The sequence below is a fragment of the Clostridium sardiniense genome (assembly GCF_016907995.1).
Taxonomy (GTDB): domain Bacteria; phylum Bacillota; class Clostridia; order Clostridiales; family Clostridiaceae; genus Clostridium; species Clostridium sardiniense.
In genome coordinates this window covers 33,734-52,516 of record NZ_JAFBDA010000003.1, presented here as the reverse complement: position 1 = coordinate 52,516, position 18,783 = coordinate 33,734, and the positions used below count along the sequence as shown (strand labels likewise).

16 protein-coding genes are annotated in these 18,783 nt (G+C 27.8%); 15 read left to right on the top strand and 1 reads right to left on the bottom strand.

Annotated elements, in window-relative coordinates; translation table 11 throughout:
• Nucleotides 1-62: 62 nt before the first annotated feature.
• The 3 genes from JOC62_RS03970 (at nt 63) to JOC62_RS03960 (ending at nt 3,784) form a co-directional block, all read left to right on the top strand.
• Nucleotides 63-2,576 (top strand): ABC transporter permease, encoded by a 2,514-nt coding sequence (locus JOC62_RS03970; protein ID WP_204593932.1) that lies wholly within the window; start codon nt 63-65, stop codon nt 2,574-2,576.
• Nucleotides 2,577-2,594: 18 nt separating this feature from the next.
• Nucleotides 2,595-3,281: an ABC transporter ATP-binding protein gene (locus tag JOC62_RS03965; RefSeq protein WP_204593930.1), complete on the top strand. Its 687-nt coding sequence runs from the start codon at nt 2,595-2,597 to the stop codon at nt 3,279-3,281.
• Nucleotides 3,282-3,367: 86 nt separating this feature from the next.
• Entirely contained in the window at nt 3,368-3,784 is a 417-nt protein-coding gene (locus tag JOC62_RS03960; RefSeq protein WP_204593928.1) for an acyl-CoA thioesterase, read from the top strand.
• Between the two features lie 63 nt (nt 3,785-3,847).
• On the opposite strand, the gene pyk is transcribed toward JOC62_RS03960, so the two are convergent.
• Nucleotides 3,848-5,260, bottom strand: a complete 1,413-nt coding sequence (gene pyk, locus JOC62_RS03955) for a pyruvate kinase (protein WP_204593926.1) — start codon at nt 5,258-5,260, stop codon at nt 3,848-3,850.
• A gap of 335 nt (nt 5,261-5,595) precedes the next feature.
• Here pyk and JOC62_RS03950 point away from each other — a divergent pair, with 335 nt between their 5' ends.
• From JOC62_RS03950 to cls, 12 genes are all read left to right on the top strand, one after another.
• Nucleotides 5,596-6,363, top strand: coding sequence for an ABC transporter ATP-binding protein (locus JOC62_RS03950; protein WP_204593924.1), 768 nt, complete (start codon nt 5,596-5,598; stop codon nt 6,361-6,363).
• A complete protein-coding gene (locus JOC62_RS03945) occupies nt 6,350-8,341 on the top strand; it encodes an FtsX-like permease family protein (RefSeq protein WP_204593922.1) in 1,992 nt (663 codons plus the stop codon). The genes JOC62_RS03950 and JOC62_RS03945 overlap by 14 nt, the downstream gene beginning before the upstream one ends.
• 135 nt (nt 8,342-8,476) lie before the next feature.
• Entirely contained in the window at nt 8,477-9,148 is a 672-nt protein-coding gene (locus JOC62_RS03940; RefSeq protein ID WP_204593920.1) for a response regulator transcription factor, read from the top strand.
• Nucleotides 9,145-10,155 carry a sensor histidine kinase gene (locus JOC62_RS03935; protein ID WP_204593918.1) on the top strand — a complete coding sequence of 337 codons (1,011 nt, stop codon included), beginning with the start codon at nt 9,145-9,147 and terminating at the stop codon, nt 10,153-10,155. The genes JOC62_RS03940 and JOC62_RS03935 overlap by 4 nt, the downstream gene beginning before the upstream one ends.
• A 167-nt stretch (nt 10,156-10,322) precedes the next feature.
• Nucleotides 10,323-11,123, top strand: coding sequence for an SDR family NAD(P)-dependent oxidoreductase (locus JOC62_RS03930; RefSeq protein ID WP_204593916.1), 801 nt, complete (start codon nt 10,323-10,325; stop codon nt 11,121-11,123).
• A 402-nt stretch (nt 11,124-11,525) separates the two neighbouring features.
• Entirely contained in the window at nt 11,526-12,395 is an 870-nt protein-coding gene (locus JOC62_RS03925; RefSeq protein WP_204593914.1) for an N-acetylneuraminate lyase, read from the top strand.
• Between the two features lie 29 nt (nt 12,396-12,424).
• Complete coding sequence (locus JOC62_RS03920; RefSeq protein ID WP_204593912.1) at nt 12,425-13,900, top strand: sodium:solute symporter family protein; 1,476 nt, start codon at nt 12,425-12,427, stop codon at nt 13,898-13,900.
• 27 nt (nt 13,901-13,927) lie between these two features.
• Complete coding sequence (locus tag JOC62_RS03915; protein WP_204593910.1) at nt 13,928-14,377, top strand: NanQ anomerase/TabA/YiaL family protein; 450 nt, start codon at nt 13,928-13,930, stop codon at nt 14,375-14,377.
• Between the two features lie 64 nt (nt 14,378-14,441).
• Nucleotides 14,442-15,239: a sialate O-acetylesterase gene (locus JOC62_RS03910; protein ID WP_204593909.1), complete on the top strand. Its 798-nt coding sequence runs from the start codon at nt 14,442-14,444 to the stop codon at nt 15,237-15,239.
• 17 nt (nt 15,240-15,256) lie between these two features.
• Nucleotides 15,257-16,141, top strand: coding sequence for an ROK family protein (locus JOC62_RS03905; protein WP_204593907.1), 885 nt, complete (start codon nt 15,257-15,259; stop codon nt 16,139-16,141).
• Between the two features lie 26 nt (nt 16,142-16,167).
• Entirely contained in the window at nt 16,168-17,019 is an 852-nt protein-coding gene (locus JOC62_RS03900) for a MurR/RpiR family transcriptional regulator (RefSeq protein ID WP_204593905.1), read from the top strand.
• 176 nt (nt 17,020-17,195) lie between these two features.
• The gene (gene cls, locus JOC62_RS03895) at nt 17,196-18,731 is read left to right on the top strand and encodes a cardiolipin synthase (RefSeq protein WP_204593903.1); all 1,536 of its coding nucleotides are present in this window, start codon (nt 17,196-17,198) and stop codon (nt 18,729-18,731) included.
• Nucleotides 18,732-18,783: the final 52 nt, after the last annotated feature.

The following is an 18,783-nucleotide window of genomic DNA, read 5'->3' as shown; positions in this document are numbered from 1 at the left end:
ATGATGTTATAATAAAGACAATGGTAAAAAATTAAAATTTAGTACATGAGGGGTGAGAACTAATGAGAATATTATTCACGTATTTATTTAAAAATATGTGGGAAAAGAAGCTTAGGAGCTTACTTATAATTTTAGCGGTAGGAATTACAACTGCGATGACCTTTGCATCTTTTGGTACATCTGATAACTTTAAAAATATGGTTACAGAGAAAAATAAGGCTGAATTTGGAGATGCAAATATTATAATAGCTCAAAAGGAGAGTTCAAATAATCCATTTTTAGATAAAGATATTTTAAATAAAAATTTAGAGGGCGAAGAGAAAGCATATATATTCAATGGAAGTGGATTATTTAAAGAGGGAGATAAATCATTAAGAGCAGAGATAATAGCTGGAGAAAATATAGAAAATCTTCAAAAAATAAATCCGATAGTATTTAAAGATGGAAAAGAAGATAAGATTAAGGAATTGAATGGAAATGAAGTAATAATCTCAGAGCAGGTCTCTAAAGATTTAGATTTAAAAGTAGGAGACTCTTTTAAGATAAAAAGTGAAGGAAAGAATATAACTCTTAAAGTTTCTGATGTTGCAGTTCCATCAGGCTTTTTTACAGAGAAGCCTGGAGAAATGACGATAATAATGAGCAATAATGGATTATCAAAGCTTTTAGGGAAAAAAGAAGAAATAACATCAGCATTAGTTAAGTCAGATAAAAGTGTTGAGACTTTAAAGAAAACAGACTTAAAAGATTATTCAATAAAAGAAACTTTAAATAAAGAGGATTTAGATAGTATGGTTAGTCAATTTACTGTACCATTTTATATAATGCTTGCAATTGTGGTGTTAATGGCAGCATTTATCATATATTCATCTTTTAAAGTTATAATAATTGAAAGAATGGCAGTAATAGGGACTTTTAGAAGTATTGGTGCTACTAAAAAGGAGACAGACGGACTCATACTTTTAGAAAGTTTATTTTATGGAATAGTTGGTTGTATAGTTGGAACAGGACTTGGATTTCCAATGCTATATCTTCTAAGTGATGGCTCCAATCAGTTTAAAGATTATGGAGTAAGTACAACAGTAAATTTTGACATTAAAAATCTAATAATAGCATATATAATTGCTATTATACTTTGTTTAATAAGTTCTATAATACCTATACTTGGAGTATCAAGATTTTCAGTAAAAGAAATTATACTTGGAGAATATTCAAGTGGAGGAAAGATACACCCATCATTTTGGATAATAGGAATTGTTTTAATAATAGCTCCATTCATATATATAAGCAAGTTTGAAGATACAGGTAATTTTATACTTAGTATGGCTTGCGCATTTTTTGTATTAATTGGTTCTGTTATGATGATTCCACTTATATTTAAAATTTTATCAAAAGTATTAAGGGGGATTTATAGATTAATATTTGGAAATATTGGGGTTCTAGCCTTAGAAAATATGGCCACATCAAAAAGCTTAATAAATAATGGTGTTTTAATATGTTCTGCACTTGCGGCTGTTACTGCTATATATGTAGCTTCATATAGTGTAAAAAACTTAATTACAAACTCATATGATGGAGAAAATTATGAGGTATCTATTTCAAATATTACAAAGCTTAATTATGATGAGGTTCTTGCAAATTTAAAGGATCTAAAAGGTAAAGATATAGATGATTATTCAAATAGTTATGTAGAACATAATGTAAAGATAAAAGATAAGGATATGAATATAGGAGTACTTCAAGGAATTAATACTTCAAAATACTCAGAGTATTTTGGAGGTGAGGAAATACTTAATGACTCATCAGAAAATAATAAGAAGATATTAGATAAACTAGATAGTGGAAAGAAAATTATATTAGCTGATATATATAAGAAAAAATATAAGTTAAAAACTGGTGATAAGATAGAATTAAATATTGATGATAAATTACACGAATATGAAATAGCAGGTTTCTTATCATCACCAATAAGTGCAAATAAGAGAAACTGTTTAATAAGTGAAAAGAATTTTAAGGAAGATTTTAATAGAAATATTCCAAGTAGCATTTTAGTTAAGGGGAAAGATATATCAGAAAATGAACTTAAAAATGACTTAAATAATGATTTGGATGAATATGGAGTAGCTATAAAAACAAAAGAAGAGATGAAAGAGAGTGAACTTGCAAATAATGCAGGACTCATGAGTTCATTAGAAAGCTTTTCCATAATGGCATTAATTATTGGAGCTTTAGGGATAGTAAATAATTTAATGGTAAGCTTCATGCAAAGGAGAAAAGAACTTGCAGTACTAACTTCAATTGGAATGAGTAAGGGACAAAGGAGCAGAATGATATTTATAGAAGGTGCAACAATTGGAATATTCGGAAGTATTTTAGGAGTATTTACTGGGATTTTAGTGTGTAGATTTATACCTGAGGTATCATTAGCTTTAGATGCATATTTAAAGATAAGTATTCCAGAAAAAAGGCTAATAGGGCTAACTATATTTGGAATAGTTCTTATGTTAGTTGCATCACTTGCACCCGTATTGAAGGCATCTAAAATATCAGTTGTTGATGAAATAAAATATGAGTAAAAAGAGGGTTTGGATGATATGGATAATATAATTGAGGTTAAAAATTTGTGGAAAAGTTTTAAAGTAGGTAATGAAAAAGTGGATATATTAAAAGATGTGTCTTTAGATATAAAAAAGGGCGAGTTTGTATCTATAATGGGACCATCAGGTTGTGGTAAGAGTACTTTACTATACTTAATTGGAGGACTAGATGCTCCAACTAAAGGAGAAGTTCTTCTAAATGATAAAAATATCCATAAACTTAATGATAAAGATATGAGTAAGCTTAGAAGAAGAGAGCTAGGCTTTGTATTTCAGTTTTATAATTTAGTTCAGAATCTTTCTGTTGAGGATAATATATTATTACCAATAACATTAGATGGTGGAAGATTAAAAGACCATAAAAAGGATTTAGAAGAAATACTAGATATAATAGAACTTTCACACAAGAGAAAAGTTACTCCAAGGGAATTATCAGGAGGTCAGCAACAAAGGGTTGCTATAGCGAGAGCACTAATAAACAAGCCAGAAATAATTCTAGCAGATGAACCGATAGGAAATTTAGATTCAAAGACTGGAACAGAAATAATGAAATTATTTCAAAGAATAAATAGAGAAAGAGGAATGTCTATAGTTAACGTTACTCATTCAAAAGAGTCAGCTGAATATGGAACTCACATAGTATTATTAAAAGATGGAGAAATTATATCTAAGGACTCTATATAGATATTAATAATATTATAAGTTTAAGTGGTCAATTTTATGTTAAAATAAAGCATAATCTAGTACATTTAAGAAAAGAGGTATAATGAATGAGTTTTACTGATATTAAAGTTAGATACGCAGAGACAGATGCAATGGCAGTAGTCCATCATGCTAATTATTATATATATTTTGAAGTAGCAAGAGAGGATTTAATAAGAGAATCAGGGATTTCTTATAAAGATTTAGAAGATAAGGGGATTATGATGCCTCTTATAGAAACTCATTGTAAATACATAGAAGCTGCTAAGTATGATGATGACTTAGTTGTTGAATCTTCTATTAGTGAGTTAACGCCAGTAAAGGTTAGAATAGAGTATGTCGTTAGAAGAAAAAATGATAATACTATTTTAGCTACAGGTAATACACTTCAAACATTTGTAGATAGTAATGAATTCAAAATAGTAAATTTAAAAAGAAATAATGAAGATATATGGACTAAGTTTACTGAAATATTTAAAGCATAATAAACAAAAAGAATCCTAAATTTAGGATTCTTTTTGTTTATTATAATTATCTTTATCTATAAGTTAGAGATTTACAATCTTAAAATTATCATTTTTCCAAGAAAAAGTCTTATTAGCTGTAAGAACTAATATAGTATCATATTTCTTAGCAAGACCATTATTTAAAGCTATGTTTCTTGCTTCTTCCATGAATTCTTCAGGGCTATCAAACTTATCATAAATAAAAGGAGTTACCCCAAAGTTAAGAGAAAGGCTCTTTGCTACATCTTGGTTATCTGTAATAGCTATAATTGGTGCATCAGGCCTATATTTAGATATACTTCTTGGAAGCACACCATTAGAAGTTCCAACTATTATAGCTTTTGTTGGAAATTTATTTGATACCTCAGCAACTGAAGATGCCATTAAGCTGTCATAATCTAGTATTATATCATTAGAAAATATTTTGAAATATTTCTTATAATCTAAGTGTTTTTCACTATCTTTTAGAAGCCTTTTTAATGTTTTTAATGTATCTAATGGATAGTTACCGATAGCTGTAGTACGTGTAAGCATTAACGCAGTAGTACCATCTAACACGGCATTGAAAACATCACTAGATTCTGCTCTTGTAGGTCTTGGAAAAGTATCCATTGAACTTAAAACTTGGGTGGATACAATGACTATTTTATTTAATTTATTACACCTTTTTATTAAGTCCTTTTGGATGAATGGAATTTTCTCCACAGGAATATCTATTCCAAGTTCACCTCTTGATATTATAATTCCATAACATGAATTTAAAATATAATCTATATTATCTACAGCATCACTATTTTCGATTTCGCAAATAAGCTTTGTATTTGGTCCACCATATCCAATAACCATATCACGATATTTTAAACAATCAGCGCCTGTTCTAACAGCAGAACATGATATAAAGTTCATTCCAATCTTACAAGCAAATTCAATATCCTTTTCCATCAATTCTGTTATTATTGAAGGGTTCTTAAACTTAGGTATATTTATTTGTTTATTTTCTGATATTACGCCACCATCTGTTATTAAACATTTTATTTCTCTTCCTAAGATTTCTACAACTTCAAAAGAAATAAGTCCATTATCTATATATAATTTATCTCCTATATTTAAATTTTCATGAAGATAGGAGCTGCTTATTGAACATCTAGTATTATCACCTAAGATTTCACTGCCACAAAGAAATGAGAAGTAATCATTAGCATTAAGTTTTACAGTTTTAGATAAGAATTTATTAGTTCTTATCTTAGAATCTCTTATATCTCCAAGTATTGCTGTTGTTGTGCCTAGTTCATTATCTAATTCATTTAAAATTCTAACTAGAGATTTTATTTCCTCATATGAGCTATGAAAGAAGTTTATTCTAGCTACGTTCATTCCATTCTTAATAAGTTCTCGTATAGTATCTTTATTATTACTAGATGAACCTAGAGTAACAATCATTTTTGTCTTTTGCATTATTATCACCTCATTAAAGATATGTTTATATATGTATAGTAAAATTATACATATGTAAATATATAAAATGATAAATTAAATAACTTATTTTCTAAAAGTTTACAAGTAAAATACTCGCTATATATTAATGAATATTGTAAGATAGAGTAAATTTTAACTAGTTGAACAAAATATGCTCAATAATATTGTTTTATAGGGTTGTATAAATTCAAAATTACAATATCCTATATTTTATCTTACAAAATTGAAAGATTGTTGAAATATAATTCAATATGAATATTGGAAATTAAACTGTAAAATGAAATCATAGTTTACGAGAATTAGGAGGAAATAAAATGAGTAATATATTAGAAGTTAAAAATATAGAAAAATATTATGGAAATAAAGATAATGTAACAAAAGCTATAGATGGAATAAGCTTTGATGTTGAAAAAGGTGAATTTGTTGGAATAATGGGAGCGTCAGGAAGTGGTAAATCCACACTTTTAAATTGTATTTCAACAATAGATAATGTAACAACAGGAAAGATATTATTAAAAGGAAAAGATATAACAAAGCTTAAAGGGAAAAGTTTAGAGAAGTTTAGAAGAGATGAGTTAGGGTTTATATTCCAAGACTATAATCTTCTAGATACTTTAACTATTTATGAAAATATAGCACTAGCACTTACGATTCAAAATAGAAAAGCAAAAGAAATAGATACTTTAGTTAAAGATATATCTAAAAGACTAGGAATAGATGAACTTTTAAATAAGTACCCATACCAAGTATCAGGTGGACAAAAGCAAAGAGTTGCATCTGCAAGAGCAATAGTAACTGACCCTTCAATAATTCTAGCAGATGAACCAACAGGTGCATTAGATTCAAAGTCGGCTAGACAACTTTTAGAAAGTTTTGAAAGCATGAATAAAGATTTACAAGCTACAATACTTATGGTTACTCATGATCCATTCACTGCAAGTTATGCCGAAAGAATCCTATTTATAAAAGATGGTAAGATATTCAACGAATTAATAAAGGGTAAAATGTCTAGAAAAGAATTCTTTGATAGAATAATTGAAGTTGTTACGCTTCTTGGAGGTGAAGCAAATGAATCAAACTAAATTAGCACTTAGTAATGTTAAGAAGAGTTTTAAAGACTATACAATATACTTTTTAACTTTAACATTTGCTGTATGTATATTCTATGCTTTTAACTCTATAGGATCACAAAGTGCAATGATGGAGATTAATTCAAGTAAAAAAGAATCTATACAGGCAATATCACAAGTAATATCTTATATATCAGTATTTGTTTCATTTATATTAGGTGGACTTATTATATATGCAAATAACTTCTTGATAAAAAGAAGAAAAAAAGAGCTTGGACTATATATGTCCCTTGGGATGGGGAAAGGTAAGATATCAAAATTATTAGTTTGTGAAGAATTAATTATTGGGATATTTTCACTTATTGCAGGTTTAATTGTTGGTGTAATAGCTTCACAAGGATTATCGGTAATAACAGCTAAGCTATTCTCAATAGGATTATCTAATTATAAATTCGTATTTTCATCAGAAGCTATGATTAAAACAATAATATACTTTGGAATTATATTTGTTCTTGTAATGATATTTAATACATTTACTATTTCAAGGTATAAGTTAATAGATTTATTAAATGCACATAAGAAAAATCAAGAAATAAAAATAAAAAATCCTATAATATCAGGGATAATTTTTATTGTATCATTAGTTTCATTAGGCGTTGCATATTACTTAGTTAAAAAAGTTGGACTAGACTTTAGGACTATGGAATTTAAATTATCAATTGTACTAGGCATAATTGGAACAGGATTATTTTTCTATGGACTTACAAGCTTCTTAATAATAGTAATACAAAAAAATAAGAACTTATATTTAAAAAAGCTAAACATATTTACTTTAAGGCAAATGAATAGTAAAATAAACACTAATTTTATATCAATGACAGTTATATGCTTAATGTTATTTTTAACTATAAGTATGCTTTCAGTTGGAGTTAGTTTTAAAAAAAATAATGTAGATTCATTAGCTCCATATGATGCATCAGTAAGTGTATATGCGGATAAAAATTCAAAGTTAAACTTAGAACAAATCTTAGAGAAACGTAATTTTAAGATACAAAATGGGGACAATTATGAGTATGTAACAACATACAATACAAATGACCCAATTAGTGATATATTAGACAAGTATACAAATTCAAATTTAGCAAATAACTTAAGTAATACTCCGGTATCTGTAATGACTCTATCAGACTTTAATAAGCTTAGAAAATTAAGCGGACAGAGCGCAATGAAACTTAATGATAATGAAGTTTTAGTTCAATCTAGTTTGGATATTTTAAAGTCTGCAGTAGAAGGTTTAATAAAAAGTAATAATAAAATTAAATTAGACGGAAAAGAATATGTTATAGCAAATAAAGAAATAATAACTAAAACAAATTCAACTAATGTGGCATCACAGGTAATATTTAATCTAATAGTTCCTGATAATTTTGTAAAAGGATTAAATGCCAATGAATATATTTTAGATATTAATTATGGAAAAGATAATAAAGAAGCATCAGAAAAATATTACTCTGATTTTGCTACTAGTTATATGAAAAATCCAAATGTAGATGATGGATACTTAATGATGGGTACAAGAATATTAATACAAGAATCAATGGATTCTATGACTACAATGATTTTATATATTGCTTTATATATAGGCGTTATATTCCTAATATCAAGTGCAGCTATATTAGCACTTCAACAATTATCAGAAGCAAGTGATAGTGCGGAGAGATATAATTCTTTAAGAAGAATTGGAGCACCAAATAGTATGATCAATAAATCAATATTTATTCAAACATTAGCATACTTTATGCTACCACTAGTTTTAGCAATAGTTCATTCAGTAGTTGGTATTAGCGTAGCAAATGATTTTATATCAGTGTTTGGAAAGAGTAGTATAGTAGAAGCAGCTCTTCTAACAATGGGTGGAATAATTATAATATATGGAGCTTATTTCATAGCTACTTATATTGGATACAAGAATATAGTTAAGAAATCTTAATTTAAAAATATAGTTAGAAAAAAAACTCGATTCTAAATAAGCTTAGCCTCATCATAGCCTAAGCTTATTTTATGTTATATATAAATGATAATATGGTATATAATATAAAATAAGAAGATAAAGAGGAGGGGTATTATGTTTAATATTACTATTGTTGAAGATAGTGAAATTATAAGAGAAGAATTAACAAAGCTTCTTTCTAAATATGGATATAATATTAAAGCACCTACAGATTTTGAAAATATAATTGAAGAGATAGTGAAGTCAAAACCAGATTTAATAATGCTAGATATAAATTTGCCTTATTTTGATGGTTATCATATTTGTAGAGAAATTAGAAAAAAATCTAGTGTACCTATAATAATTGTGACTAGTAGAGATAGTGATATGGATGAACTTATGAGTATGAATATTGGTGCAGATGACTTTGTAATTAAGCCATATAATACTCAGATTCTATTAGCACGTATAGAGGCATTACTTAGAAGAACTTACGGAAATAAAGAAAGTACAAGTAAACTTACATATAAAAATTTTGAATTAGATTTATCAAAGGGAGTAGTTATATGTGATGGAAAATCCTTAGAGATAACTAAAAATGAAATGAGAATTCTTTCTTATTTAATAGAGAGAAAAGGTGAGATAGTAAGTAGGGAAGACTTGATGGAATATTTATGGAATTCAGATTACTATGTTGATGATAATACTCTTTCAGTTAATGTAACTAGAATAAGAAAGAAGCTTCAAGAACTAGGTATAGAAAATGCAATAGAAACTAGAAGAGGACTTGGATATATAATGCCATGAGATTTGTAGATTATATTAAAGATAAAAGTGTATTTTTAATAGTAAACTTAGGCTTATTCCTTTTGTTTACGTTATTTATGATTTTAATAAAAATAGGTGGTGCAGTAATTACTATAGTATTTACCTTATGGTTTGCGCCACTTATATCTTACATAGTAATAGAATTTTTAAGGAAGCGGAAATTTTTTAATGAAATAAGTGAAATATCAGAGAAACTTGATAAAAAATTTTTACTAACAGAAATAGTAAAAAGTCCAGAATTTCTTGAGGGGAAAATAATTCATGATGCATTAAGAGAATCTAATAAAGATATGTATGAGCATATAAATTCTTATAAGTATGCTCAAAAAGAATATAGAGACTATATAGAGATGTGGGTTCATGAAATAAAGACACCTATTGCATCAACAAAGCTTATTATTGAAAATAATAAAAATGAAGTAACTAATAGTATAAATAAAGAACTTAAAAAGGTTGATGAGATGGTTGAACAGGTTTTATATTATTCTAAAAGTGATGATGCTAATGAAGACTATATAATAAGAGAATTCCCATTAAAGAAAGCTGTTATGAATGTAGTAAAAAGGAACTCAAGAGATTTTATAGGCAAAAGAATTGCTGTAGATATGGGAGAAATAAATGAATTAGTTCTTAGTGATATTAAATGGGTAGAATTTATAATAAATCAGATTGTAGGAAATGCATTAAAATATACTAATAGTGGTGGAATGATTAAAATTTACTCAGAAGCTTATAAAAATAAAATTATATTAACTATAGAGGATAGTGGTGTAGGCATACCAGATGCAGAACTTTCGAAGGTATTCTTAAAAGGATTTACAGGAGAAAACGGAAGGATATTTGGTAAATCAACTGGAATTGGATTGTATCTATGTCAAAAGCTATGTGATAAGTTAGGTCTAGGATTAACCTTAAAATCAGAAAAGGATAAAGGCACTAAGGTAAATATAATTTTTCCAATAGGAGAGAATACTAGTTTTAAATAATTTATATTAATTAATAAGGAGCTAACCTGAAGCTATAGGAAGCTAAAGGTTAGCTTTTTTATAGCATAAATATATTTATTATTAATTATTTAAAGGATAAAGATGATTATTATTTTTTATAAATGAAAGAATAATAATAAATAATTTTATGAATTCAAGGTGATTTAATGAGTAAAAGAATATTAATTACAGGAGCCGGGACAGGACTTGGGAAAGAGGCGTCTATAGAACTTGCTAAGAGAGGACATTTTGTTCTTGCAACAACACATTATGAAGATGAAGCAAAATGTATAAACAAATATGCTATTGAAAATGGATTGGATGTTAATTTGAAAGCGTTTAAATTAGATATATTATTAGATGAAGACCAAAAAAAAATATTAGAATATGATTTAGATATTTTAATAAATAATGCGGCTATAGGAGATTCAGGAGCAGTATGCGAAATTGATATAGATAGATATAGAAAAACTTTTGAGACAAATGTATTTTCTACAATAGAATTGACACAATTATTCTTATGTAAAGTTATTCCAAAAAGGGAAGGAAGAGTTATATTTATATCATCATTATTTGGAAGAGTATCATTTCCATTTTTATCACCATATACAGCTACTAAATTTGCACTAGAGGGCATTGTGGACTCATTTAGAGAAGAAATGAAAGTTCTTAAAGATTGTAATATAGATATAGTACTTATAGAGCCAGGAGCATATGCAACTGGTTTTAATCAAAGGAATATAGAAAAAAAGTATGATTGGATGAGAGAAGAGTCATACTTTAAAGATAAAGTTAAAGAAATTAAAGCCAGTGAAGAGAAAGCATTTAATTTAATGGAAGCCTCAAGTTATGATTCGATTATAGAAAAATATATAAAAGCTGTAGAGGATGTTAAACCAAAAAATAGATATGTAGCACCAAAATATCAAGGTGCTTTAATACAAAGTATGAGAATATTTGGAAAATAATAAATAAAAATACTAAGCAAAATGAAAATTTAGATAGTAAAAGGATAAGTATCTTTTACTATCTTTTTATATATATAGAATATCTTTACTATAATATAGAATATTTTTACTATAATATAGAATATTTTTACTTAATATAAAAAATATTTTCAAAAATAAAAATTATTTTCGCAAATTTGAAAATAATTATTGAAGTAAAGGTTTAAATGTGTATAATAAAAGTATAAAAGTAAATAAATGTTAACATTAAAATTAAATTTTCATAAATCTGACATAAAAAATTTCGATTACAATTAACCTACCAATGAAAAAAATCTAAGATAATATCTATTAAAATTAAAAATTCAAAGTTTATTATTTAAAATTTATATATTAAGATTTATATTTTTAGGAGGAAAAGAAATGAAAGGAATTTATTCAGCATTATTAGTTTCATTTGATAAAGAAGGAAATATTAATGAAAAAGGTTTAAGGGAAATAGTAAGACATAATATTGATGTATGTGGTGTAGATGGTCTTTATGTTGGTGGAAGTACTGGTGAAAACTTTATGCTTTCAACTGATGAAAAGAAAAGAATATTTGAAATTGCAATGGATGAAGCAAAAGGACAAGTTAAATTAATAGCTCAAGTAGGGTCAGTAAACTTAAAAGAAGCAGTAGAACTTGCAAAGTTTGCAACGGAGCTTGGATATGATTCATTATCAGCAGTTACACCATTCTACTATAAGTTTGATTTTAATGAAATAAAGCATTATTACGAAACAATAATAAATTCAGTGGATAATAAGATGATCATTTATTCAATTCCATTCTTAACTGGAGTTAATATGTCATTAGAACAATTTGCAGAGCTATTTGAAAATGAGAAGATAATAGGTGTTAAATTTACAGCAGCAGATTTCTATTTATTAGAGAGAATGAGAAAAACATTCCCAGATAAGCTTATATATGCAGGTTTTGATGAAATGATGTTACCAGCTACAGTTCTTGGAGTTGATGGAGCAATTGGATCAACATTTAACATGAATGGAAAGAGAGCTAAAGAAATATTTAATTTAACAAAAGATAACCAAATAGATAAAGCAAGAGAAATTCAGCACTTAACTAATGATTTTATAACTGATCTTTTAGGAAATGGGTTATATCAAACATTAAAAGGACTTCTTCAAGAAGCAGGTGTAGATGCAGGATATTGCAGACAACCTATGAAAGAACCAACAGAAGAAATGAAGATTAAAACTAAAGAAATATATAATAAATATTTCGCTTAAAAATTAAATAAAGGGGTAGGTGTAATAAAATGCAAGGGTTTACTACGATAGATTTTGGAGTGTTAGTTGTCTATTTAGCAGCAGTTCTTTTTGCGGGACTTGCTTTCTCAAAGAAAGAAATGAAGGGAAAAGAATTCTTTAAAGGAGATGGAAAAATCCCATGGTGGGTTACTTCAGTTTCAATATTTGCAACGCTTTTAAGTCCAATTTCATTTTTAGCATTAGCAGGAAATTCATATAAAGGAACATGGATTTTATGGTTTGCACAATTAGGTATGTTAATAGCAGTACCTATAACTATAAAATATTTCTTACCTATCTATAGTAAATATGATATAGATACTGCATATCATTATTTAGAAATAAGATATAAAGACAAAGGACTTAGAATACTTGGTGCTATAATGTTTATAATTTACCAAATTGGAAGAATGTCTATCATTATGTATCTTCCATCAATGGTACTTGCAGATTTAACTGGAATTAGTGTAAACGTTCTTATAATTGTAATGGGAGTTATAGCAATAGTTTACTCATATACAGGCGGACTTAAATCAGTTTTATGGACAGACTTTATACAAGGTGCTGTATTAATTGTTGGGGTTATATTCTCACTATTCTTCTTAGTTTCAACAATTGATGGTGGTTTTGGATCTATAATGTCTTCTTTAGGAGAAGGTGGAAAATTCTTAGGAGAAGGGGATGCAATATTTAATCCTAATATATTACAATCAAGTGTTTTCATAATAGTTGTTGGTGCTGGACTTAATACATTCTCATCATACGTATCAAGTCAAGATATAGTTCAAAGATTTACAACAACTACGGATATGAAACAGCTTAAGAAGATGACTTATGGAAACTTAGTACTATCATTAACACTTGCAACAGTATTCTATTTAATAGGTACAGGATTATTTGTATTTTACAATCAAAATCCTGCGTTATTACAAACTGCACAACAAGACCAAATATTCGCTTCATTTATAGCATATCAATTACCAGTAGGAATTACAGGGATTTTACTTGCGGCTATTTATGCAGCAGCACAATCAACACTTTCAACTGGATTAAACTCAGTTGCAACAAGCTGGACTTTAGATATTCAACAATATATATCTAAAAATTTATCAGATAAGCAAAAAACAAGAATTGCTCAATACATTTCTTTAGGTGTTGGTATTGTATCAATAGGAGTTTCAATAGTGCTTGCTAGTGGCGGAATAACTTCAGCTTATGAATGGTTTAATGGGTTTATGGGATTAGTTCTTGGAGTATTAGCTGGAATATTTGTACTTGGAGTATTCTTTAAAAAGGCAACTAAACAAGGTGCTTATGCTGGATTTATAGTTTCAGCTATTATAGTTGTAGTTCTTAAATATGGTGGATTTGATGTAACAGCGTGGTCTTATTCAGTAATTTCAATAAGCTCATCAGTTATTGTTGGAGTTATAGTAAGTTACTTAACTCAACCAAGTGAAGCAAAAGCAAAGGACTTAGCTTAATATTCTTAAAGTGAAGGAGAGATATATATGATCTACGGAAATTTAGAGTATTTAAAGAATTTTAAGGGGTTAGAGGATAAGGTAAAGAAGGCACTAGAATTCTCAAAAGAGAAGGATTTAGTAAATTATGCTCCTGGCTCATATGAAATTGATGGAGATGATTTATTTGTAAATATAGTTGAGTATGATACTAAAGAAGTTTCGGAAAGATTCTGGGAAGCTCATAGAGATTATATAGACGTACATGTTATATTTACAGGTAATGAAAAAATAGATTATAACTTTATAAAAGATTTAAACTTTAAAGAATATGTTAAAAAGGATGATTTTGTATCACTAGAGGGAGAAGCTAAACAATCATTAATACTTGGTACAGATGATTTTGCGGTATTATACCCAGAAGATGCTCATATGACTGCATTAAAGGTGAATGGATCAGAGAAGGTTAAAAAGGCAATTTTTAAAGTTAAGTTGTAAACTTGTTCCCCTATGTGGATTTATTTTTCACATAGGGGTTGTTTGCAGAGTTAGGAGGAGTATTATGAGTATTAATAAAGAAAAAATAGATGTATTTTTGCTAATCGGACAAAGTAATGCAATTGGCTGTGGGAATGTAGAGTACTCAATATTACCAAGAGGAGCATTTGAGTATTTAGATACAGATGACATAATACCAATGAGAAAATTTTTAGAGTTATCAAGAGGAAATGGAACTATAGCTCAAAGTTTTTCAAAATCATGGAAAGAGGATACTGGAAAGAAATTATGTTTTATTCAATCAGCTGTTGATGGGTCTATGATAAAAAATTGGGGACATGATAGATATAATTATTTAGATGATGCTATTTATAAATATGAAAATGCAGTATCAAAGTTAGATAAGATATACGAGGTAGATAAAGCTTATGCAATATGGATACAAGGAGAAAGTGATGGTAAGTATGGCACAGACCCTATTTATTATAAAAATGCATTAATAGACCTTGGAGATAAATTAAATAAAATTGGAATAGAGAAAACATTTGTATCTCAAACTGGATATTGGGATGGAACGAATCCTTTAAGAATGGAAGTAATAATGGTAGCTCAAGAAGAGGCTTGCAGAGAAAGTTCTAATTTAATTCTCTGTAGTAAAAAAGGCCCTACATTTAAAGAAAGAAAAATGCTTATAGATGAAGTACACTACAATCAAAATGCACTGAATGAATTAGGAAAAGATATAGAAAAAGCTATATACAATTATTGCAAAGAAGAAAAAACTATAGAAACACCTGATGAAATTAATCTTAATGATGCAAAAGGGATATATTTTAAACTAAAAGAAATAATTAATTACTAAAATTAAGGGAGTAGATTATGAGAAAATATATTTGCATAGATATAGGTGGAACAAATATAAAATATGGAGTTTTAAATGAAGAAGGAAATGTATTATTTGATGGTAGTAGAAAAACATCAGTATATGAAGATGGAAATGATATATTAGGAGATATAGATAATATAGTTTGTAACCTTATAAATAAATACCAGGTTGAAGGTGTAGGAGTCTCAACAGCAGGTGTTGTAGATGATGAGAGTGGAACTATTATTCATGCTGGTAAGACTATTCCAGGTTATATAGGAACGGATATAAAAGGATTTATAGAAGAAAAATTTTTATTAAAGTGTGAGGTTGAAAATGATGTTAATTCTGCTGCGCTAGGAGAAGCTTTTTTAGGTTCTGGAAAAGGATATAAATCAATATTTTGTATGACTATTGGAACAGGAATTGGTGGTGCAATTATTCTTAATAATGATATAGTAAGAGGTGCTTCAAAAAGTGCTGGAGAAGTTGGATATATAAATGTAAATGGAAAACCAATTCAAGAAATTGCATCAACAAAGATATTAGTCGAAAATGTTGCAAAACGTAAAAATATTAAAGTTAGCGATATTAATGGAAGAATTGTATTTGAAGAAGGTAAAAAAGGAGATTCCATATGCTATGAAGAAATAAATAAGTTAGTAGATAATCTAACTGAGCTTATTTCTAGTGTTGTTTACTTTTTAAATCCAGAGGTTATAATTTTAGGTGGGGGCATAATGGAACAAAGAGAATTTTTAGAACCTAAAATAAATAGTTCATTAAAGGCAAAGTTACCAAAAGCTTTCTTTGAAAGCACAAAGATAGAGTTTGCAAAGCTAGGAAATAGAGCAGGTATGATAGGGGCATTATATAATTTTATAAACAAAAGAGACTAATATATTAAGAAATTGGATGTGTTATTATGGATATTATAAAGCAGATTGCAAAAGAGGAGTTTAGAGAAAGCAAAAGTGATAAGATTCTTATTGAATATATAAACAATAATGCTTCTGAATGCATATATAAATCAATAACAGAAATTGCAGAAGAGGTATCTTTAGGAGAAGCAACTATAACTAGGTTTTCTAAGAAGTTAGGGTTTTCAGGTTTTCCAGAATTTAAAGTAACTTTAGCTAAAAAGCTATCAAGGGAAAGTGGAAAAAATGTTATTAATGCAGTGGTGAAATTAGATGAACCCGTTAAAGAAACTGCAAATAAATTATTTGAGAGTCATGTAAAAGTTATTGAAGAAACATTAAAGAATTTAGATTTTGGCGAAGTTATAAAAGCAAGAGAGATGTTTTTAAATGCAAAAAAAATATACTTTTTTGGAATTGGAAATTCAGGAATAGTTTCTATGGAAGCTAATTATAAGTTTATGAGAATAGGAATGAATACTGTATCTATATCAGATTCACATACAATGAGGATGCTCTCTGCAATTGTAGGTAGGGGAGATTTAATTTTTGCAATATCTCATTCCGGAGAGACTAAAGAGATTATAGAAGCTGTTAAGCTTGCTAAAGAGAATAAAGCTAATATAATATCATTAACGGAAAGTCGTGAAAATACATTAAAGGATATTTCAGATATCAATATAAGTTATGTAAGTATGGAAACTATATTTGAGACGGGATCAATCCTATCAAAGCTTGTACAGGTATTTTTAATAGAGCTTATTTATGCTGAAGTCATTAAAGAGAGCTATGAGGAATCTATAGATAAGAAAATGAGAACTACAACGGCATTAGAAGATATTCGTGAGGAATATTAGTTAAGTTAGATTTGGGTATTTATACCTAAATCTTTTTTATTATTTAATTATAGATTAATAAATAAATCTTTCGGTAATCTTAAAATTTCTAAAAAGATTAGTTATAAAAATATAAAGTTGAATATACAAAACAAGTTGTATTAAAATATATATAAATATGTTTTAAGGAGGAATAGATGAGAAAAATATTTGATTTTTTATTCAGTAGGCTGGCTATAGTTGGATTTTTAATATTTTTTCAATTAGTGGTTCTATTATTTGGAATATGGAAGCTTACTGAATCTTTTGTTTATTTATATGTTTTCTTTTTCATAATAAGTGTATTAGTAGTTATTTATATTGTAAGTAGAACAGATAATCCATCATATAAATTAGCATGGACAATACCGGTATTGTTATTTCCTATCTTCGGAGGGTTATTTTATTTAATCTTTGGCGGAAAAAAGATGAATAATAAATTTAAAAGAAAGGTAGAGAAAGTATATAATGAGTCTAAGGATGCCCTCATTCAAGATGAAGGTATAATAAATGAATTAGAAAATATAGATAAGTCTGTAGCAAATCAAGCTAAGTATACTAGTAAATACGCTATGTCACCAGTTTATAAAAATACAACAACAGAATATCTTTCACCAGGAGAAGAGTTTTTTGATTGTCTAATAAAAGAATTAAAAAAAGCAAATAGATACATATTCATGGAGTATTTTATAGTACATGAAGGAAAAATGTGGGATACGATTTTAGACATTTTAGAAGAGAAAGCTAAAGCGGGCGTAGATGTCAGAATGATATATGATGATATGGGCTGCCTTACAACTCTTCCATATAAATATAATGAGCAGATTAAAAAGAGAGGTATTAAGTGTCAAGTATTTAATCCTTTTGTACCATTTTTATCTATAATATTAAATAATAGGGACCATAGAAAGATAACTGTTATTGACGGGCATACTGGATTTACAGGAGGGACAAATTTAGCTGATGAATATATAAATGAAATAGTTAGATTCGGACATTGGAAAGATGCATCTATAATGATAAAAGGTGAGGCTGTTTGGAATCTTACTGTAATGTTTCTTCAAGTATGGAGTTTCAATAGTGGAGAAAAAATAAATTATGATGAATTTAGGGTATTAGATGATCAGAAATTAGATATAAAAAGTGATGGCTATGTACAGCCGTACGCAGACAGTCCATTAGATGATGAAATAGTTGGAGAAAATGTATATTTAAATATTATAAATAAGGCAAAAGATTATGTTTATATAAGTACTCCTTATTTAATAATTGATAATGAGCTTGTAACAGCACTTACTTTAGCTGCTAAAAGTGGTGTTGATGTAAGAATCATAACTCCTCATATTGAAGATAAATGGTATGCACATATAGTTACTAGAGCTTATTATCCACAGCTTATTAAAGCTGGAGTTAAAATATATGAATATACCCCAGGATTCATACATTCAAAAACAGTTGTATCAGATGATATAGTTGGAACTGTTGGAACAATAAACTTTGATTATAGAAGCCTTTATCTTCACTTTGAATGTGGAGTGTGGTTATATAAAACTAAATCTGTAATGCAAATAAAAGATGATTACATAAAGATGATAGATATTTGTACTAGGATAACACTTGAGGATTGTAGACATATTAAATTATATGATAGAATATTAACTGCAATACTTAGAGTATTTGCACCACTTATGTAATTATAGCCTTCTCATTTTAAACAATGAGGAGGCTTTTTTAATTTAATTTAAA

Bases quoted from the DNA above. Each gene is read 5' to 3' on its own strand.
- JOC62_RS03970 (WP_204593932.1), top strand. From the start codon at position 63: ATGAGAATATTATTCACGTATTTATTTAAAAATATGTGGGAAAAGAAG.
- JOC62_RS03965 (WP_204593930.1), top strand. From the start codon at position 2,595: ATGGATAATATAATTGAGGTTAAAAATTTGTGGAAAAGTTTTAAAGTA.
- JOC62_RS03960 (WP_204593928.1), top strand. From the start codon at position 3,368: ATGAGTTTTACTGATATTAAAGTTAGATACGCAGAGACAGATGCAATG.
- pyk (WP_204593926.1), bottom strand. From the start codon at position 5,260: ATGCAAAAGACAAAAATGATTGTTACTCTAGGTTCATCTAGTAATAAT.
- JOC62_RS03950 (WP_204593924.1), top strand. From the start codon at position 5,596: ATGAGTAATATATTAGAAGTTAAAAATATAGAAAAATATTATGGAAAT.
- JOC62_RS03945 (WP_204593922.1), top strand. From the start codon at position 6,350: ATGAATCAAACTAAATTAGCACTTAGTAATGTTAAGAAGAGTTTTAAA.
- JOC62_RS03940 (WP_204593920.1), top strand. From the start codon at position 8,477: ATGTTTAATATTACTATTGTTGAAGATAGTGAAATTATAAGAGAAGAA.
- JOC62_RS03935 (WP_204593918.1), top strand. From the start codon at position 9,145: ATGAGATTTGTAGATTATATTAAAGATAAAAGTGTATTTTTAATAGTA.
- JOC62_RS03930 (WP_204593916.1), top strand. From the start codon at position 10,323: ATGAGTAAAAGAATATTAATTACAGGAGCCGGGACAGGACTTGGGAAA.
- JOC62_RS03925 (WP_204593914.1), top strand. From the start codon at position 11,526: ATGAAAGGAATTTATTCAGCATTATTAGTTTCATTTGATAAAGAAGGA.
- JOC62_RS03920 (WP_204593912.1), top strand. From the start codon at position 12,425: ATGCAAGGGTTTACTACGATAGATTTTGGAGTGTTAGTTGTCTATTTA.
- JOC62_RS03915 (WP_204593910.1), top strand. From the start codon at position 13,928: ATGATCTACGGAAATTTAGAGTATTTAAAGAATTTTAAGGGGTTAGAG.
- JOC62_RS03910 (WP_204593909.1), top strand. From the start codon at position 14,442: ATGAGTATTAATAAAGAAAAAATAGATGTATTTTTGCTAATCGGACAA.
- JOC62_RS03905 (WP_204593907.1), top strand. From the start codon at position 15,257: ATGAGAAAATATATTTGCATAGATATAGGTGGAACAAATATAAAATAT.
- JOC62_RS03900 (WP_204593905.1), top strand. From the start codon at position 16,168: ATGGATATTATAAAGCAGATTGCAAAAGAGGAGTTTAGAGAAAGCAAA.
- cls (WP_204593903.1), top strand. From the start codon at position 17,196: ATGAGAAAAATATTTGATTTTTTATTCAGTAGGCTGGCTATAGTTGGA.